Source organism: Streptomyces sp. 351MFTsu5.1 (assembly GCF_000383655.1).
Classification (GTDB): Bacteria; Actinomycetota; Actinomycetes; order Streptomycetales; family Streptomycetaceae; genus Streptomyces; species Streptomyces griseorubiginosus.
In genome coordinates, this window is record NZ_KB911776.1 from 594,640 (window position 1) to 611,887 (window position 17,248).

The 17,248-nt window shown below is 71.4% G+C and carries 18 protein-coding genes; 11 read left to right on the forward strand and 7 right to left on the reverse strand.

What is annotated here, in order from left to right; genetic code table 11:
* Positions 1–78: 78 nt before the first annotated feature.
* The gene (locus H295_RS0106175) at positions 79–342 is read left to right on the forward strand and encodes a hypothetical protein (RefSeq protein ID WP_020134465.1); all 264 of its coding nucleotides are present in this window, start codon (positions 79–81) and stop codon (positions 340–342) included.
* A gap of 8 nt (positions 343–350) precedes the next feature.
* On the opposite strand, the gene H295_RS0106180 is transcribed toward H295_RS0106175, so the two are convergent.
* Complete coding sequence (locus tag H295_RS0106180) at positions 351–1,076, reverse strand: SLATT domain-containing protein (protein ID WP_020134466.1); 726 nt, start codon at positions 1,074–1,076, stop codon at positions 351–353.
* Between the two features lie 250 nt (positions 1,077–1,326).
* On the opposite strand from H295_RS0106180, the gene H295_RS0106185 reads away from it, so the two are divergent.
* The 4 genes from H295_RS0106185 (at position 1,327) to H295_RS0106200 (ending at position 3,603) form a co-directional block, all read left to right on the forward strand.
* A complete protein-coding gene (locus H295_RS0106185; protein WP_028809102.1) occupies positions 1,327–1,674 on the forward strand; it encodes a YbaB/EbfC family nucleoid-associated protein in 348 nt (115 codons plus the stop codon).
* Between the two features lie 109 nt (positions 1,675–1,783).
* Positions 1,784–2,383 (forward strand): recombination mediator RecR, encoded by a 600-nt coding sequence (recR, locus tag H295_RS0106190; RefSeq protein ID WP_028809103.1) that lies wholly within the window; start codon positions 1,784–1,786, stop codon positions 2,381–2,383.
* Positions 2,376–3,038, forward strand: a complete 663-nt coding sequence (locus tag H295_RS0106195; protein WP_020134469.1) for a DUF5063 domain-containing protein — start codon at positions 2,376–2,378, stop codon at positions 3,036–3,038. Before recR ends, H295_RS0106195 begins: the two co-directional genes overlap by 8 nt.
* 148 nt (positions 3,039–3,186) lie before the next feature.
* Positions 3,187–3,603: an SsgA family sporulation/cell division regulator gene (locus tag H295_RS0106200; protein ID WP_020134470.1), complete on the forward strand. Its 417-nt coding sequence runs from the start codon at positions 3,187–3,189 to the stop codon at positions 3,601–3,603.
* A 57-nt stretch (positions 3,604–3,660) separates the two neighbouring features.
* On the opposite strand, the gene H295_RS0106205 is transcribed toward H295_RS0106200, so the two are convergent.
* On the reverse strand, positions 3,661–4,377 hold the full coding sequence (locus H295_RS0106205) for a sulfite exporter TauE/SafE family protein (protein ID WP_043217158.1): 717 nt from the start codon (positions 4,375–4,377) through the stop codon (positions 3,661–3,663).
* A gap of 186 nt (positions 4,378–4,563) precedes the next feature.
* Between H295_RS0106205 and H295_RS0106210 the strand changes: the two genes are divergently transcribed.
* Entirely contained in the window at positions 4,564–5,064 is a 501-nt protein-coding gene (locus H295_RS0106210; RefSeq protein WP_020134472.1) for an SgcJ/EcaC family oxidoreductase, read from the forward strand.
* On the opposite strand, the gene H295_RS0106215 is transcribed toward H295_RS0106210, so the two are convergent.
* Both H295_RS0106215 and H295_RS0106220 read right to left on the reverse strand, forming a co-directional pair.
* Positions 5,030–6,370, reverse strand: a complete 1,341-nt coding sequence (locus H295_RS0106215) for a sensor histidine kinase (protein WP_020134473.1) — start codon at positions 6,368–6,370, stop codon at positions 5,030–5,032. The genes H295_RS0106210 and H295_RS0106215 overlap by 35 nt on opposite strands.
* Positions 6,367–7,053 (reverse strand): response regulator transcription factor, encoded by a 687-nt coding sequence (locus tag H295_RS0106220; RefSeq protein ID WP_020134474.1) that lies wholly within the window; start codon positions 7,051–7,053, stop codon positions 6,367–6,369. Before H295_RS0106220 ends, H295_RS0106215 begins: the two co-directional genes overlap by 4 nt.
* Before the next feature lie 227 nt (positions 7,054–7,280).
* Between H295_RS0106220 and H295_RS0106225 the strand changes: the two genes are divergently transcribed.
* The 4 genes from H295_RS0106225 to H295_RS0106240 all read left to right on the forward strand — a co-directional run bounded on the left by H295_RS0106225 (position 7,281) and on the right by H295_RS0106240 (position 11,747).
* Positions 7,281–8,558: an aspartate kinase gene (locus H295_RS0106225; protein ID WP_020134475.1), complete on the forward strand. Its 1,278-nt coding sequence runs from the start codon at positions 7,281–7,283 to the stop codon at positions 8,556–8,558.
* A complete protein-coding gene (locus H295_RS0106230; RefSeq protein ID WP_020134476.1) occupies positions 8,555–9,607 on the forward strand; it encodes an aspartate-semialdehyde dehydrogenase in 1,053 nt (350 codons plus the stop codon). Before H295_RS0106225 ends, H295_RS0106230 begins: the two co-directional genes overlap by 4 nt.
* 353 nt (positions 9,608–9,960) lie before the next feature.
* Complete coding sequence (locus tag H295_RS0106235; RefSeq protein ID WP_078616578.1) at positions 9,961–10,617, forward strand: SigE family RNA polymerase sigma factor; 657 nt, start codon at positions 9,961–9,963, stop codon at positions 10,615–10,617.
* Positions 10,618–10,724: 107 nt separating this feature from the next.
* Positions 10,725–11,747 carry a hypothetical protein gene (locus H295_RS0106240; RefSeq protein ID WP_020134478.1) on the forward strand — a complete coding sequence of 341 codons (1,023 nt, stop codon included), beginning with the start codon at positions 10,725–10,727 and terminating at the stop codon, positions 11,745–11,747.
* 15 nt (positions 11,748–11,762) lie between these two features.
* On the opposite strand, the gene H295_RS0106245 is transcribed toward H295_RS0106240, so the two are convergent.
* Both H295_RS0106245 and H295_RS0106250 read right to left on the reverse strand, forming a co-directional pair.
* Positions 11,763–12,563, reverse strand: coding sequence for an SURF1 family protein (locus H295_RS0106245; RefSeq protein WP_020134479.1), 801 nt, complete (start codon positions 12,561–12,563; stop codon positions 11,763–11,765).
* A gap of 64 nt (positions 12,564–12,627) precedes the next feature.
* Entirely contained in the window at positions 12,628–13,002 is a 375-nt protein-coding gene (locus H295_RS0106250; RefSeq protein ID WP_020134480.1) for a nuclear transport factor 2 family protein, read from the reverse strand.
* A gap of 151 nt (positions 13,003–13,153) precedes the next feature.
* Between H295_RS0106250 and H295_RS0106255 the strand changes: the two genes are divergently transcribed.
* Complete coding sequence (locus H295_RS0106255; RefSeq protein WP_020134481.1) at positions 13,154–14,968, forward strand: prolyl oligopeptidase family serine peptidase; 1,815 nt, start codon at positions 13,154–13,156, stop codon at positions 14,966–14,968.
* A gap of 148 nt (positions 14,969–15,116) precedes the next feature.
* Here the strand turns inward: H295_RS0106255 and H295_RS0106260 are convergent, their stop codons facing one another.
* A complete protein-coding gene (locus H295_RS0106260) occupies positions 15,117–17,033 on the reverse strand; it encodes an NAD-binding protein (protein ID WP_043217159.1) in 1,917 nt (638 codons plus the stop codon).
* Between the last annotated feature and the right edge of the window lie 215 nt (positions 17,034–17,248).

The following is a 17,248-nucleotide window of genomic DNA, read 5'->3' on the forward strand; positions in this document are numbered from 1 at the left end:
GCGGGCGGGCGTGGACACTGGACCGGGTCGTGCGGGTGTGCGGCTGTGCGGGTGTGCGGTCTCGGGGGAGGGCCTGCGATGGAGGACCCGGAGGAGCACACCGCGGCCGAACCGGAACCCGACCACGGCCCCTCCCGCGAACACCTCCCGCCCGGCACCTACCTCCCGCCGTACACCCCGGACCAGGAGGGCGCCCCCGCCCACCGCAGCCGCCCCGTCACGGCGGCCCTGATAGCCGTCGCCGTGGTGGTCGCCCTGGGGGCGGGCAGCGCGGTCCACACAGCCCTGAACAGCGACAACCCGGCCCCCGCACCTTCGTCGTCCGTGCCGGCCTCACCCTGAGACCGTGGTCAGCGGGGCTCCGGTGGTCGTTGCCGGGGCATGTTCGGTCTGGTCGGGGGGGCCGGGGGGAGGGGGAAGCGGCCCTGTGCGGCGCCGGGGTCCTGGCGGCCGGCGGAGGTGACCGCGCCCTGGATGCCCATCGGGGCGGAGCCGTTGCGGAACTCCACGATCCAGTCGGCGGTCTCCACCCGGATCAGTTCCGTGACGTCCTCCGAGAAGCGGCGCAGGACGCCCAGGCAGCGTTCGGTGGCCTCGGCGGCCGTGCCCTCCGTCGGGCCGAGGACCTCCCGGACGTTCTCCGAGGCCCAGTCGAACTGGAGCACCTGGAGCCGCCGCTGCACGGCCTGCGCGGTGGCCACGTCCCTTATCCAGCCGGACGTCACCCCGAAGTAGCGGTCCACGGCGACACAGGCCACCGCCAGCAGCAGCCCGAGATAGCCCCAGGCGGCGACCCCGGTCCCGGCCACCCCCGTCAGGCCCAGCAGCGGCAGCACCGCCCCGGTCACCGCCCCCGCCGCCGCCCCGCCCCGCAGGGCCCGCGCACTGCGCCGCTTCCACACCCGGTCCGCGAGATACCAGGACGCCGTCTCCAGCGCCCCGTGCTCCACCCACCGGTACAGCTCGTCCAGCCGCACGGCGGGCTCGCCCCAGTCGCCGAGCGGAAACGTCCGCCCGGCCAGATCCGCCCTTCCGTCCTGAGGCCGGCCCTCGGGCTGCATCTCCGGCTGAGCCACCCGGCGCTCCCTACTGATCGGTCACCCTGCGTGACGCCTGATGCTGATGTGCCGGTCCTTCCTACCGCCCAATGGGTGGCGAAGGGGGTGCTTTGGTCGCTTTTCCGCTCGGAAGAGGGCCTTGATCAGGTATAGGACTCCACGTCGACTCACTCGAAAGAGTGCTGGGGCGACGCCCGTCCCGACCACGTAGGCTCGTGCCAGGGAGGAAAACCTCGCCCACACAGCCGTACCGACACAGGAGCTGATCGTGATCCCCGGTGGTGGCCAGCCCAACATGCAGCAGCTGCTCCAGCAGGCCCAGAAGATGCAGCAGGACCTGGCGAACGCACAGGAGGAGCTCGCGAGGACCGAGGTCGACGGACAGGCGGGCGGCGGACTGGTCAGGGCGACCGTGACCGGCGCCGGCGAGCTGCGTGCGCTGAAGATCGACCCCAAGGCGGTGGACCCGGAGGACACCGAGACCCTCGCCGACCTGATCGTGGCGGCCGTACAGGCGGCCAACGAGAACGCGCAGACGCTCCAGCAGCAGAAGCTCGGCCCGCTGGCCCAGGGCCTCGGCGGTGGCGGCAGCGGCATCCCCGGGCTGCCCTTCTAGGGAGCCGGCCGTCGGCGGCGCCGGTCTTTCGGCGGTGCCCGTCTTTCACAGCCGGGTGTCGGCCAACTAGCGTACGTACTGCAAGGAACCAAGGAAGGACGGCAGTCCGTTGTACGAAGGCGTGGTCCAGGACCTCATCGACGAACTGGGGCGGCTGCCCGGCGTCGGTCCCAAGAGCGCCCAGCGGATCGCCTTCCACATCCTTCAGGCGGAACCGACGGACGTACGCCGGCTCGCGCAGTGCCTGATGGAGGTCAAGGCGAAGGTCCGCTTCTGCGCCACCTGCGGCAATGTCGCCCAGGAAGAGTTCTGCAACATCTGCCGCGACACCCGCCGCGACCCCTCCGTCATCTGTGTGGTGGAGGAGCCCAAGGACGTGGTCGCGATCGAGCGCACCCGGGAGTTCCGCGGCAAGTACCACGTCCTCGGCGGCGCGATCAGCCCGATCGAGGGTGTAGGACCCGATGATCTGCGCATACGAGAGCTGTTGGCCCGCCTGGCCGACGGTACGGTCACCGAGCTGATCCTGGCCACGGACCCGAACCTGGAGGGGGAGGCCACAGCGACGTACCTCGCCCGCATGATCAAGCCCATGGGCCTCAAGGTCACCCGCCTGGCCAGCGGCCTCCCGGTGGGTGGCGACCTGGAATACGCGGACGAGGTGACCCTCGGCCGCGCCTTCGAGGGGAGACGACTCCTAGATGTCTGACGCCACACTGCACGCGTCCGCGCAGGACCCGGACGACTTCGCGGTCCAGATCGCCGACCAGGTCGAGAGTTTCCTGGTGGCCGTCATAGAGGTGGCGAAGGGCGACGAGCCCGACTCGGCCGTCCCCTTCCTGCTCCTGGAGGTCTCCCAGCTCCTGCTGGCCGGCGGCCGCCTGGGCGCCCACGAGGACATCGTCCCCGACGAGCGCTACGAGCCCGATCTGGGCCCGGAGGCCGACGTGGACGAGCTCCGCGAGAACCTCGCCCGGCTGCTGGAACCGATCGACGTCTACTCCGAGGTCTTCGACCCCTACGAGCCCCGCAAGGCCCCGGTGCCGGCCCGTATCTCGGACGACCTGACCGACGTCATCACCGACCTGCGCCACGGCATGGCCCACTACCGGGCGGGCCGCACCACGGAGGCGCTGTGGTGGTGGCAGTTCTCCTACTTCTCCAACTGGGGCTCCACGGCGTCCGCGACCCTGCGCGCCCTCCAGTCGGTCGTCGCGCACGTCCGCCTGAACCAGCCGCTGGCGGAGCTGGACGGCCTCGACACCGACCAGGCCATCGGCGACGAGACGCTGGAGTTCGAGGCGGGCAAGGTGATGGTGGAGGAGATCGCGGGTCCGCTGGGCCTGGGGCCGGCGTCCAAGTAGCGGGTCCGGACAGGGGCTCCCGACCCGATGTGACGCGGGTCATACGAACGGGCTTCTGAAACGGCGTAATGCGCGGGCATCCGGGGTGGTCTGACTGCACGACGGCCACACCCGGCCCGTGCCCCCGCCGCCCGAATCGGAGCCCCGCATGCACGTCACCCTCCAGCAGCCGACCGGCGCCCGTCTGATCACCGCCGCGGACCAGGAGATCGCGATCCCCGCGACCCTGCGCTACACCTCCGCCGACCCGCCGGCCGTGCACATCGACTTCCCGCCGCATGTCACGGTCGACGGCGAGGTGGCCACCTGGACCTTCGCGCGGATGCTGCTGGGGGAGGGGCTGCGCTCGCCCGCCGGGATCGGCAACGTCCGGGTCCGCCCGGCCGGTCCGGGCCACACGTACATCGAGTTCCGCTCCCCGCAGGGCATGGCCCGGCTCCGCTTCACCACCGCCGACCTGCTGCGCTTCCTGGCCCGCACGTACACGGTCGTCGCCGCGGACGAGGAGACGGTGGGGGCCGAACTGGACCACGGGCTGGTGGAGTTGTTCGGGGGGCGGGTGTGAGGCACGGAGCCGCGCGGGGAGCACGGGATTGCGTGAACGGAGCTGCCCGGGTGCCGGTCAGAGTCCCCACAGGCCCTTGGCCACGGCTGTGACCCCGCCCGTCAGGGCCAGCAGCAGGACGAGCAGCCGGGCCTGCTTCTCGGGTATCCGGGTCGCGAGGCCTCTGCCGACGAGGCCGCCCGCGGTCATCGCCGCGGCCACCAGGACCCACTGCACCAGGCCCAGTCCGGGCACCCCGTTCGACGCCACCGAGAACGCGTTCACGATCACGCCGTAGAACATCGCGTTGGGGACGAACTCCCTTACCGTCCAGCCCGCGTTGACGGCGTAGAGGGAGAACGGCGGGCCGCCCACCCCGGCCGCGGAGTTCATGAACCCGCCCGCCGCGCCCGCGGCCACCGCTCCCCGTGTGCCGCGCAGTGCGGGCACCGCGAAGCCGCGCATCACCAGCAGAACGGCCACCGTGACCAGGCCGCCCATGACCAACAGCAGCCAGGGCTCCGGGAGTCGGTGGGTCAGCCATGTCCCCGCCGGTACCGTGCAGGCCGCCGCCACGCAGAACGGGACCATCGCCCGCGGCCGGACCAGCCGCCACCCGCCCGCCAGCCCGACGCAGCAGATCACCCCGGCCGCGCAGTTGGCGAGGACGACCCCCTCGGCCGGCCCGAGCAGCAGGACCAGCGCGGGTACGGCGACCAGGGCGAAGCCCATGCCGGTGAGCCACTGCACGGACGAGCCGAGCAGCACGATGCCCGTCAGAAGCACGTCTGCCATCACGGCCAAGGTGTACCGCACCGCACCCCGCGTCGGGGGAACGGGCTCGTGTGAACAGGCGCTCACGGGACGTGAATTGGGCGTCCGTTGTCTTCGCCCTGTACCGCGGCTGCACGGGCCCTAACCGGTGTGAGGACAGGCTGGAGTCAGTTCACGGCACCACCTCTCACCGCACTGGAGACAGCGATGACCCGTCGTTCCATAACCAAGCGCACAGCCGTCGTCACCGCCACCGCGATCGTGGCCGTGGGAACCGTCGGCACCGTCGCCGCCACCGCCGGGACGGACAGCCCGAAGAAGCCCACCCGGAAGGAGATCGCGGGCCTGTTCACCACCTGGAACGCTGCTCTGCGAACCGGCGACGCCGACAAGGTCGCCGATCTGTACGCGAAGGACGCGGTGCTGCTGCCCACCGTCTCCAACAAGGTGAGAACCGACCGCGCCGGCATCGTCGACTACTTCGAGCACTTCCTGAAGAACAAGCCGGTCGGCAAGAAGGTCCACACGATCGTCAACGTCCTCGACGGCAACTCCGCGATCGACACCGGCGTCTACGAGTTCACCCTCACCGACCCGAAGACCGGCGCCCAGAGGGTCGTCGAGGCGCGCTACACGTACGAGTACGAGAAGCGGCACGGCCAGTGGAAGATCGTCAACCACCACTCCTCGGCGATGCCCGAAGGCTGATCTCCACCTTCAGCCCGCCCCCCGGCGCGTCCGCCAGCGTCACGGTGCCGCCGTCGTCGGTCACCAACTGCTTCACGACGGCGAGGCCGAGGCCCGAACCGGAGCGCCCGGTCAGGCCCTGGCCGCGCCAGAAGCGGTCGAAGGCACGGGACTTGTCGGCATCGGACATGCCGGGCCCCTCGTCCAGCACCGACAGCACGACCGTGTCCGCCCGGGACTCCACCTCGACGGTGATCCGCCCGCCGTCCGGCGAGACCTCCAGGGCGTTCGAGAGCACGTTGTCCAGCACCTGGTCCAGATGACCGGGGCCGGCCAGCACGGACGGCCGGTCGTCGACCACACTCCCCCTGAGCGCGATGGTGACTCCGCGCTCGTCGGCGGCCGGCCTCCACACCGTCAGCCGTTCGTCCACGATGTCCCTGAGGGCGAGCGGCTCGGCGGCCGTCACCTTCGCCTCGGCCCGCGCCAGCACCAGCAGGCCGGTCACCAGCCGGCTCATCCGGACCACCTCCGCCGTCGCCTGCTCCACGTCCTCGCGCACGGACTCGTCGTCCGTGCCGTCCGCGATGTTGTCCAGCGACAGCCGCAACGCCGTGAGCGGGGTGCGCAGTTGATGGGAGGCGTCGGCCACGAAGATGCGCTGCGAGGCCACCAGCGTGTCGAGGCGTTCGGCGCCCTGGTTCAGGGTGCGGGCGAGGGTCTGCGTCTCCGGCGGACCCGTCACGGGGGAGCGGGCGGTGAGGTCGCCGTCGCCGAACCTGCTGGCCATGGAGTTGAGTGCGCGCAGGGGTGCGGTGATGCGGCGGGCGGCGAAGGCCCCGATCGCGGCGGCCGCGGCCAGGACCAGCACGGCGAGGGCGGCCCGGAAGCCCCAGATCTGCCAGAGCCGTGTGGTCATGTCGGAGGTCGAGTAGACGATGCGTACGGCCGCGTCGCCTTCGGCGGGGACGGTGACCGTCAGGTGCTTGCCCCACACGAAGTCGGAGCCCCAGTCGGTGGTCGGCTCGTTCTTCTCCACGGCCCGTCGCAGCGCCGCGTCCGCGGTGGGGGCCTCGAGCCGCGGGTCGCAGTGGGCGGTCGGGGTCGCCTGGACGTTGCCGTACGCCTTGGCCACCTCGGTCAGCGCGTCGCAGGATGCCCGGTCGCCGTTGCCCAGCAGGAACGCCATGGTGTTCGCCTCGCGCTTGACGGAGGACTCCGTGTCGTCGCGCAGCTGGTCGGTGAGCGTGAACGCCACCGGCACGGTGAACAGCAGGATGGCCACCGCGACCAGCAGGATGTAGCTCCGGATGAGCTGCCGGTTCATGAAGCCCCGTCGTCCTTGACGATCTCCAGCCGGAAGCCGACCCCGCGGACCGCCTCGATGCTGATCGCCCCGGCGAGCTTGCGCCGCAGCGCGGCCACGTGCACGTCCAGCGTCTTGGTCGGCCCGAACCAGTTGGCGTCCCAGACCGCCTCCATGATCTGCTCGCGCGACATCAGCGCGCCCGGCTCCTCGGTGAGGAAGGCCAGCAGGTCGTACTCCTTGGGCGCGAGGGGCACCTCCTCGCCGTCCAGGCGGACCCGGGCGGCCTTGCGGTCGACGGTGAGGCGGGAGCCGTACCGGTCGGGGCCGCTGTCGGCATCAGGGGTACGAGGCCGCGCGCGCCGCATCACGGCCCGTATCCGCGCGATGACCTCACGGACGCCGAACGGCTTGGACACGTAGTCGTCGGCGCCGAGCTCCAGGCCGACCACCCGGTCCGTCTCGTCGCTGCGCGCGCTGATCACGATGATCGGCACGTCACCGCGCAGGCGCAGCGCCTTGCACACGTCCAGGCCGTCGGTGTCCGGCAGCCCGAGATCCAGCAGGACGACGTCGTAGGGCCCGGCGTGGTCGAGGGCGGCGGCGCCGGTGGAGACCCACTCCACCTCGAAGCCGTACCGGACCAGGCCGCGTCTGAGGGACTGGGCGACCGGCTCATCGTCTTCCACCAGGAGTACGCGCACGCCCGCACCCTAGTGCTTGAAAATTAATTCACAGCCGTCACGTGGGCCCCACATCGGTGTGCAGCCGGGTGTGTGACGCGGTGTGTGACGCGGTGCACTTTTCCCGGGGTGCCGAATTGGGCATGCGCTGACCTGGGCGTCCGAATCTCACGATGCGATACCGCAGGGGTGGAAACCGGACGCTCGTTAAACTGAGCCGACACAAACGGACTGAGCGAGGAGCGCACGTGGGCCTTGTCGTGCAGAAGTACGGAGGCTCCTCCGTAGCCGATGCCGAGGGCATCAAGCGCGTCGCCAAGCGAATCGTCGAAGCGAAGAAGAACGGCCACCAGGTGGTCGTCGTCGTTTCCGCGATGGGCGACACGACGGACGAGCTGATCGATCTCGCCGAGCAGGTATCGCCGATGCCTGCCGGGCGTGAGTTCGACATGCTGCTGACCGCCGGAGAGCGGATCTCCATGGCACTGCTCGCCATGGCGATCAAAAACCTGGGCCACGAGGCCCAGTCCTTCACCGGCAGCCAGGCCGGCGTCATCACCGACTCGGTCCACAACAAAGCCCGGATCATCGACGTCACGCCGGGCCGTATCCGGGAGTCGCTGGACAAGGGCAACATCGCCATCGTCGCCGGCTTCCAGGGCGTCAGCCAGGACAAGAAGGACATCACCACGCTCGGCCGCGGTGGTTCCGACACCACGGCCGTGGCGCTGGCCGCCGCGCTCGACGCCGAGGTCTGCGAGATCTACACCGACGTCGACGGCGTGTTCACCGCCGACCCGCGCGTGGTGAAGAAGGCGAAGAAGATCGACTGGATCTCCTTCGAGGACATGCTGGAGCTCGCCGCCTCCGGTTCGAAGGTGCTGCTCCACCGCTGCGTGGAGTACGCGCGCCGCTACAACATCCCGATCCACGTCCGGTCCAGCTTCAGCGGGCTTCAGGGCACCTGGGTCAGCAGTGAGCCGATCGAGCAAGGGGACAAGCAGGTGGAGCAGGCCATCATCTCCGGTGTCGCGCACGACACCTCCGAGGCCAAGATCACGGTCGTCGGCGTGCCGGACAAGCCGGGTGAGGCCGCGGTCATCTTCCGCACGATCGCGGACGCCGAGATCAACATCGACATGATCGTGCAGAACGTCTCCGCCGCCTCGACCGGGCTGACGGACATCTCGTTCACGCTTCCCAAGGCCGAGGGCCGCAAGGCCATCGACGCCCTGGAGAAGAACAAGTCCGGCATCGGCTTCGACTCGCTGCGCTACGACGACCAGATCGGCAAGATCTCCCTGGTCGGCGCGGGCATGAAGACCAACCCGGGCGTCACGGCGGACTTCTTCACCGCCCTGTCCGACGCCGGCGTGAACATCGAGCTGATCTCGACCTCCGAGATCCGCATCTCGGTCGTCACGCGCGCCGACGACGTCAACGAAGCCGTTCGCGCCGTCCACAGCGCCTTCGGCCTCGACTCCGACAGCGACGAGGCCGTGGTCTACGGAGGCACCGGCCGATGACCGTCCGTCCGACGCTCGCGGTCGTAGGCGCGACCGGGGCCGTCGGCACCGTCATGCTCCAGATCCTGTCCCAGCACGCGGACATCTGGGGCGAGATCCGACTGATCGCCTCCCCGCGCTCGGCCGGCCGCAAGCTGGCCGTGCGCGGGGAGCAGGTCGAGGTGGTCGCCCTGTCGGAGGAGGCCTTCGACGGGGTCGACGTCGCCATGTTCGACGTACCCGACGAGGTGGCCGCCCAGTGGGCGCCGGTCGCCGCCGCGCGCGGTGCCGTCGTCGTGGACAACTCCGGAGTCTTCCGGATGGACCCCGACGTGCCCCTCGTCGTCCCCGAGGTCAATCCGCACGCGGCCCGGATGCGGCCGCGCGGGATCATCGCCAACCCCAACTGCACGACCCTCTCCATGATCGTGGCCCTGGGCGCGCTGCACGCCGAGTTCGGGCTGCGGGAGCTGGTGGTGTCCAGCTACCAGGCCGTGAGCGGGGCCGGGCGGGCCGGGGTGGAGACCCTGCGCCGGCAGCTGTCCCTGGTCGCCGGCACCGAGCTCGGCACGCACCCCGGCGATGTGCGGCGGGCCGTCGGCGACCACACCGGGCCGTTCCCGGAGCCGGTCGCGCTGAACGTCGTGCCGTGGGCCGGGTCGCTGCGCGAGGACGGCTGGTCCTCGGAGGAGATGAAGGTGCGGGACGAGTCCCGCAAGATCCTCGGACTGCCCGCGCTTCCGGTCGCCGTGACCTGCGTGCGGGTCCCGGTCGTCACCGTGCACTCCCTCACCGTGCACGCCCGCTTCGAGGGCGAGGTCACCGTCCGCAAGGCGCGCGAGATCCTCGCGACCGCCCCCGGGGTCGTCCTCTTCGACGACCCGGAGGCCGGGGAGTTCCCCACTCCCGCCGATGTGGTGGGCACCGATCCCACCTGGGTCGGGCGGGTCCGGCGGGCCCTCGACGACCCGACGGCGCTCGAACTCTTCGTGTGCGGGGACAACCTCCGCAAGGGTGCCGCGCTCAACACCGCGCAGATCGCGGAGCTGGTGGCGGCCGAGTTCGGGTGACCGAACGCAGGCGTGGGCACGGAAAAAGTCCTGGCCATGGCCGAAACGCTTTGTAGGATCTATGAGCGACATGTGGTGCGACCAATAGTCCGTACCACTTGATCCCGGCGCCCGGGCGTCCGAAGATTTTCCTCCCCGCTCTCCGCAACCGTGCGAAGGGCGGGGAGCGTCTTTGCGAACGCCCTTTCAGGGGGTGTGGGATGCGCGACGAGGCGTGGGGACGCCTCGCTCCATCAGGACACAGGGGAAGAGCGGGTAGGCATGAGCGCGTTTGACGCACGGTCAGTTGTGCTGCCTGAGAGAAGACGGTCAGGCGCGTACAACCCTCACGGGGGTGAGCGTGTCCAACTGGCGTGGCTCAGGTACTCGACTTCCCTGCCGCGCCGAGCGGCGCGGCTGTCCTCCGGCCCCGCAGGCCCGGGGCGCCCGGTGGCATGCCGGTGATCGCGCCCATGCCCGCAGCGCGGCCCGCCCGCATACCCAGTCAGCGCGACGGCGCCGAGGAAGCGGCGGCGGCCGGCACCACCGTCGACCACCTGACCGAGACCTACCGGGCGCACTACCGCTCGCTGCTGGGTCTCGCCGCCCTCCTGCTCGACGACACCGCCTCCTGCGAGGACGTCGTCCAGGAGGCATTCATCCGGGTCCACTCGGCGCGCAAACGCGTCCGCGACCCGGAGAAGACGCTCGCCTACCTGCGTCAGACGGTCGTCAACCTCTCCCGCTCGGCCCTGCGCCGGCGCATCCTCGGACTGAAGCTGCTGTCCAAGCCGATGCCCGACATGGCGAGCGCCGAGGAGGGGGCCTACGACCAGCTGGAGCGCGACTCGCTGATCAAGGCCATGAAGGGCCTCCAGCGCCGCCAGCGCGAGGTACTGGTCCTGCGCTACTTCGCCGACATGACCGAGGCCCAGGTCGCCGACGCGCTCGGCATCTCGCTGGGCTCCGTCAAGGCGTACGGCTCCCGGGGCATCGCCGCGCTGCGCGTCGCCATGGAGACGCCGGCATGAGCGGCGACAGTGGATCCGAGGAACGGCGACACGAACCCTACGAGTGGCACGAGCCGACGTGGGTGTCACAGCAAGAGCACACGCAATCGCACGCTGGGAACGGAACTGTGAATCACGGCCCCGACGATCTGAGCTCCACGGGGGAGTTCGACTCGGACGAGCTGGCACTGCGACGGATGCTTCAGCAGGCGGTCCAGGAGATGGAGCCGCGGGACGGCACGCTGGAGCACCTGCGCAAGGCGGTGCCCGCCCGCCGGGCACGCAAGCGACAGGCACTGGTCGGCATGGCGGCCGCGGCGCTCTTCTTCGGCACCGCGATCCCCGCCGTCGTGCACGTCTCCTCCGCCGAAACCAGCGCCAACACCTCCAACGCCGGGCACACCTCCCAGATGCAGGGCGGCGCGGGCGACGGCAAGCACCAGGAGGGCGGCGAGTCCACCTCGGGCGGCTCCGCAGGCAAGACGGAGGACAAGGGCAGGGGCGAGACGAAGGGCGACGACAAGGGCAAGTCGGCCGGCGCGAGCGCCGGTGCGAGCAGCGGCGCCGACCCGTCCGCCCCGTCCGCCGCGAACACCCCGGCCTGTACGGCGGCGCAGCTGGGCACGCCCACGGCGAGCACGGCCGCGCCCGACGCCTCCGGGACGGTCTACGGCACCTTCCACATCACCAATGGCTCGACCGCCGCCTGCACGGTCAACGGTCCCGGCACCGTGACCGCCAGCCCGCAGGGCGCCGCCGACGGGAGCAGGATCGCTGCTCAGCGGCATGCCTCCGGTGACGCGGCGACCGGACTGCCCGACCCCTCGGCCGAGGTCTCGCAGCTGCTGCTCCAGCCCGGTTCCTCCTACGACGTGAAGTTCGCCTGGGTGCCGTCCGAGACCTGTCCCACCACGGACCCCTCGACCGACCCCACCCCCGATCCCACCTCCTCGCCGGACGCCTCCAGCAGTGCGGGTTCCTCCACCGGCGGCGACACCGGGACCTCCACCCAGCTGATGACCGCGGACGGCACCGCGGACGGCAGCGTCCTGGTGACGAACACGGGGGAGGCGGGCGGCCCGGTGATGTCCACGACGGTGTCCAACGCGTGCGCGGGGACCGTGTACTGGACGGGTGTGCTCACGTCGTGACGGTGGAGGTGCTGTTCAGGCGGGCGTCTTCTCCTGGGACTGTCCTTGCTCCGCGTCGTCCGGAACGATCCCCAGTTCCGCGTCCCGCGCGAACTCCACCTCGCGGCGCAGCAGCCGGAACCACATGAAGACCACGAAGCCGGCGAAGACGAACCACTCCCCGGTGTAGCCGAGGTTCTGGAAGGCCTTCAGGTCCAGTCCGCTGTCGGCGGGTGCGGTCGCCGGTACTGCCTTCATCCCGGAGTCACCGGTGTTGAGGGTGACCCATGCGTCGTACACGTCGTACGGCACGAGGTTGATCAGCGAGGCCGCGCTGATCGCCGCGGTCTGCCCGGCCGGCAGGCCGCCCCGCGCGCTGACGCCGTTGTCCCCCGGGGTCTCGGAGGCCTGGAGCGCGCCGGTGACGGTGACCTCGCCCTTCGGCGGGGCCGGGGCCCTCGCCGGATCGGGGGTGCCCGGCAGCCAGCCGCGGACCACGGGAAGGGCCTGGCCGCCGTCGGTGCGCAGCAGCGTCAGCACGTAGTAGCCCTCGCGGTCGCCCAGCTGCCGGTCGGGGACGAGCAGCTGCTTGTCGTACCGCCCGGTCGCGGTGACCTGCTTGCCGGAGGTCGCCTTGTCCACCGGGAGCAGCTCGGCCAGCGGCCGCGGGGTCTCCCGCACATCCGTGACGACCGCCTTCTCGGCCTCCCGGCTCTCCGTCATCCGGTCCTCGAACCGGCTCAGCTGCCACGACCCCATGAAGATGCAGAACGGGATGGCGAGCAGCACGAAGACGTTGATGCCGAACCAGCGGGGCGTCAGCAGAAACCGGTACACACTCCCACGGTACGGGGCCGCCCCGGGGCGAAGGGGCGCGGGGTCAGTACCGCTTGGGGCGGGGTCAGTACCGCTCGGTGAGGTGGTCCCGGCCCGCCGGGGGTTCGTACGGCTCCGGCCAGAAGTCCGTGACCTCGGATATGCGGCCGCTCGCGTCACCGGTGAAGAACGAGACGGCGTACATCTCCTCCAGGCCCACGGTGAAGTGGGTCCAGGTGACGACCTGGGCCGGTTCGGCGACGATCCGCTCGATCCGCACATGCCAGTCGCCCGGGTACTCCCGGTTGAACTCGGTGTACCGCGCCCGCCCGCTGATGCGCTCGCGGGTCTGCGGCAGGGTGTAGACGACGTCCTCGGCCAGGGTGTCCGCGAACGCGCTCCAGTCCCGGGCCTCGGCGGAGGCCCAGAAATTCTCCACGGTCTTGCGCAGATCGGTCATGCGGACGAGTCTGCACCCCGCCACTGACAATCGCCCCGGAGCGGGCCTGCGCGCCTGGTGGGAAGGGGTCCGGGTAAGCGGCCGGTAGAAGTTTTCCACAGGCTGGGGACCTCGTCTGCGGATTGTCTGTGAGGGCAGGCAGTATGGGGTCATGACTGAGAGCAACGGGTCCGCCGCGGCCGAGCGGAACAACGAGATGCCGGACTGGGAGAAGCGCTTCCGGGCGCCCCGGGTGTCCCTGCCCGACTGGGCGGAGGACGCCCCGGACCGCTCCTTGTTCGTGTCCAACGCCACCGGGACCTACGAGCTGTACGCCTGGGACAGAGCCACCGGCGAGCAGCGCCAGGTGACGGACCGGCCCAACGGCACCACGGACGGCGTGCTCTCCCCGGACGGCGCCTGGATCTGGTGGTTCGACGACAAGGACGGCGACGAGTTCGGCGTCTGGCGCCGCCAGCCCTTCGAGGGCGGCGCGGACGAGCCCGCCGCGCCCGGCCTGGAGGCCTCCTACCCCGCGGGCCTGGCCCTGGGCCGGGACGGCCGTACGGCGCTCGTGGGCCGCTCGACCGACGACGAGGGCACCTCCATCCATCTCGTACGGGACGGCGAGGAGCCGGTGGAGATCTACCGGCACCGCGAGTCCGCGGGCGTCGGCGACCTCTCCCACGACGGCACGCTGATCGCCATCGAGCACACCGAGCACGGCGACGCGATGCACTCCGCGCTGCGCGTGGTCCGCCCCGACGGCACCGCGGTCGCCGAACTCGACGACACCAAGGGCGGCAGCGAGGAACTGGGCCTGGAGGTCCTCGGCTTCGCGCCGGTCGTCGGGGACAGCCGGCTGCTCATCGGCCACCAGCGACGCGGCCGTTGGGAGCCGCTGGTGTGGGACGTGGCCACGTCCGAGGAGACCGACCTCGACCTGGACCTGCCCGGCGACGTGGGCGCCGAGTGGTACCCGGACGGCACCGGACTGCTCATCGTGCACAGCTTCGAGGCGCGCAGCGAGCTCTTCCGGTACGACCTGGCGAGCGGCACCCTCGAGAAGGTCCCGACCCCGCCCGGCTCGGTCTCCGGGGCGACGGCCCGTCCCGACGGCAGCGTGGAGTACCTGTGGTCCTCGGCCGCCGAGCCGTCGGCGGTGCGCTCCACGACGGGCCAGGTGGTGCTCGACCCGCCGGGCCTGAAGTCCCCCGGCTCGGTGCCGGTGGAGGACGTGTGGGTGGAGGGCCCGGGCGGCCGCATCCACGCCCTCGTCCAGAAGCCCGCCGGGGCGAGCGGACCGCTGCCGACGGTCTTCGACATCCACGGCGGCCCCACCTGGCACGACAGCGACGCCTTCGCGGCGGGCCCCGCGGCCTGGGTGGACCACGGGTACGCGGTCGTGCGGGTCAACTACCGCGGCTCCACGGGATACGGACGGGAGTGGACCGACGCCCTCAAGCACCGGGTCGGTCTCATCGAGCTGGAGGACATCGCGGCGGTGCGGGAATGGGCCGTCGCCTCCGGCCTCGCCGACCCCGCGCGGCTCGTCCTGACCGGCGGCTCCTGGGGCGGGTACCTCACGCTCCTCGGTCTCGGCACCCAGCCGGACGCCTGGACCCTGGGCATCGCGGCGGTGCCCGTCGCCGACTACGTCACGGCGTACCACGACGAGATGGAGGCGCTGAAGGCGATGGACCGGACGCTGCTCGGCGGCACACCGGAGGAGGTGCCGGAGCGGTTCGAGGCGTCGTCGCCCCTGACCTACGTCGACCAGGTGAAGGCGCCGGTGTACATCTCGGCGGGGGTGAACGACCCCCGGTGCCCGATCCGCCAGGTCGACAACTACGTCAAGCGGCTGGAGTCCCGCGGCGCGGTGCACGAGGTGTACCGCTACGACGCGGGCCACGGCTCGCTCGTGGTGGACGAACGGATCAAGCAGGTGAAGCTGGAACTGGACTTCGCGGCGAGGCATCTGGGGTAGGCGAGAGCGCAGCTTCCCCTGTCCTCGGGTGGGTGCGGTCGAAGTCGGCCGAGCCGTACCCACCCAAGGGGCGCGGGGAACTGCGCGATCAGCCCCCACCCGTCCGCGGCCGCACTACCGCCCGACCCGGCACGACCCTCGCGTACGGCTACGCTGTCGCGCGGCCCCTGCGCCCCAGCAACTCCGCCAACCCCCGCCTCGTTGCCGCCAGCACCACCCGGTCCGACGGCTGGAGCACGTACGTGTCGGGCAGGTCCCACGCCAGCCCCGGCGCGTCCCCGGACTCCTCCCGGGCCAGCACCCGCCAGGACCCGGCCCGGAACGCCTCCCCGACCGTCTTCCCCTCCAGCTGCGGATGGCCGCCCACCTCCACCGCCGCGAACAGCAGCACCCGCCGCTCGACCGGGAAGGCCCCCAGGATCTGCCGCCCCATCATCGCCCCGGCGAACGCGGGAGCCGCGAGATGCGACACGCTTCGGCTCCGCGTCGAGGCACCCGGGTGCGCGGCCCGCAGGGTCCGGTACACCGCCGTCGCGAAGTCGTCGTCGTACAGGCGGAGCACCACCCGCAGGTCGGGTCGCACGGCCCGCGCGTACAGCACGGCCTCCAGGTTCGTGGTGTCCGCGCTGGTCACCGCGAGGAGTGCGTGTGCGCGATGGATCTTGGCGGCCTCCAGGACCCCCTCCTGGGTGACGTCCCCGAGGACCACCGGCACCCGCAGCCGGCGGGCCGTGGCGAGTCCGCGGGCCTCCGGGTCGGACTCGACGCAGACCACCGGGATGTTCAGCTCCCGCAGCCGGGTCAGCACCCGGGTGCCGATCTTGCCGAGCCCGAGGAGCACCACATGTCCACCGAGACCGCGAGGCGGTTTGCGCAGGGAGGAGACGGTGCGGAAGGTGCCGAGCGCCTCCAGGACCGCCGCGAGCAGCACCGGGAGGAGAAGCAGTCCGGCTAATCCGGACAGGAGTTGGAGGACCTGCCTCCCGACGGACTGTCCGATCGCGGGGTCGTCGATCGCGAACAGATCGAGCAGGGTCAGATAGAAGGCGCGCAGCGGATGAATCCCGGTCACCAGCCACAGCGCGACGGCGAGCGCGACGACACACCCCACCATGCCGGCCAGCGACCACCGCAGCCGCCGCGAGAACAGCGAGGCGAACCAGGGCATCACACCCCGGCCGTCGGGCAGCGCGGGTCCGGCATAGGAGACCTGCTCCAGCACGACGGTCGTGCGCTCGCCGCCGTCCCGTACCGCGGCCGCGTCCGGCAGCAGCGTCGGTCCCAGGTCACCGCCGGGTCCGGTGGTGTCGGTGGGGTCGGTCGGGTCGGTCGGCGAGAGCAGGGCGAGCGTGGCAAGCCCCGGAGTGGCGCTCACCCCGGCCCCGGCCGGCGGCCGTTCGACCGCGCGCAGCAGCAGTCCGCCGGTCTGGAGCACCTTGCTGGTGCCGGTGAGGGCGGTGGCGGCCAGCGCCGGTGCGGCGGTGTCGGCGTCGGAGAGCACGGTGGTGGAGGCGTCGAAGCCGGAGCCGTCGGCCGAGTCGCCGTCAGCGTTCCCGGCGGCCAGGGCGGAGGCCTGGTCGAGGAGTGCCTCGATGTGCTGGCCGAGGCGGCGGTTGTAGAGCCGCAGGACCAGCCGCAGCCGGGGGTTGAGCCGACGGGCGGTGAGGGCGGCGCGGATGTTGGTCTCGTCGTCGTCGTACACGAGGGCGAGCGCGTCCGCCCGCTCCACCCCCGCCTCGGCGAGCGCGGCCTCGCTGGGCTCGGCGGCCTCCATCAGCCGTATGCCGCCCCGGGGGTCACCGGCGCCGCTCGCGTGTGCGGGGCTGCCGTGGCCACCGGCGGTCCCGTGGCCCCCGTTGCCCCCTGCGGTCCCGTTGCCGGTCAGGCCGACCGCCGCGGTCACCACCCGGTCGAGCAGCGCGGACGCGGCCCTGGCCCGCACCACCACCGGTGGCCGGACGGACCGTTCGGAGGCCGGTACGACCAGCGTGACCTGCTCGCCGTAGACCCCTCTGAGCTCGGCCGCCAACCGGTGCGCGAGACCGTCGTCCCCGCACACCACCATGTGCGCGGCCGTGTCGCCCGGCACCCCGGGACCCTGATTCGGAACGCTCCCCACGAGGGAGAAGACTGCCTCACCGGGGCGAGTGGTGCCACGACCGGGTCCTGACGCTCCTGTGAACTCCCAAGAAATCCCCAAACCGCCGCGCACACTGAGCAATCGGACCCGTTGTCCCGTACGCACCGGTGGGGAAGCCAGCATTTCACCACCGGAGGGAT

Bases quoted from the DNA above. Each gene is read 5' to 3' on its own strand.
- H295_RS0106175 (WP_020134465.1), top strand. From the start codon at position 79: ATGGAGGACCCGGAGGAGCACACCGCGGCCGAACCGGAACCCGACCAC.
- H295_RS0106195 (WP_020134469.1), top strand. From the start codon at position 2,376: ATGTCTGACGCCACACTGCACGCGTCCGCGCAGGACCCGGACGACTTC.
- H295_RS0106200 (WP_020134470.1), top strand. From the start codon at position 3,187: ATGCACGTCACCCTCCAGCAGCCGACCGGCGCCCGTCTGATCACCGCC.
- H295_RS0106205 (WP_043217158.1), bottom strand. From the start codon at position 4,377: ATGGCAGACGTGCTTCTGACGGGCATCGTGCTGCTCGGCTCGTCCGTG.
- H295_RS0106210 (WP_020134472.1), top strand. From the start codon at position 4,564: ATGACCCGTCGTTCCATAACCAAGCGCACAGCCGTCGTCACCGCCACC.
- H295_RS0106215 (WP_020134473.1), bottom strand. From the start codon at position 6,370: ATGAACCGGCAGCTCATCCGGAGCTACATCCTGCTGGTCGCGGTGGCC.
- H295_RS0106230 (WP_020134476.1), top strand. From the start codon at position 8,555: ATGACCGTCCGTCCGACGCTCGCGGTCGTAGGCGCGACCGGGGCCGTC.
- H295_RS0106250 (WP_020134480.1), bottom strand. From the start codon at position 13,002: ATGACCGATCTGCGCAAGACCGTGGAGAATTTCTGGGCCTCCGCCGAG.
- H295_RS0106255 (WP_020134481.1), top strand. From the start codon at position 13,154: ATGACTGAGAGCAACGGGTCCGCCGCGGCCGAGCGGAACAACGAGATG.
- H295_RS0106260 (WP_043217159.1), bottom strand. From the start codon at position 17,033: ATGGTGGTGTGCGGGGACGACGGTCTCGCGCACCGGTTGGCGGCCGAG.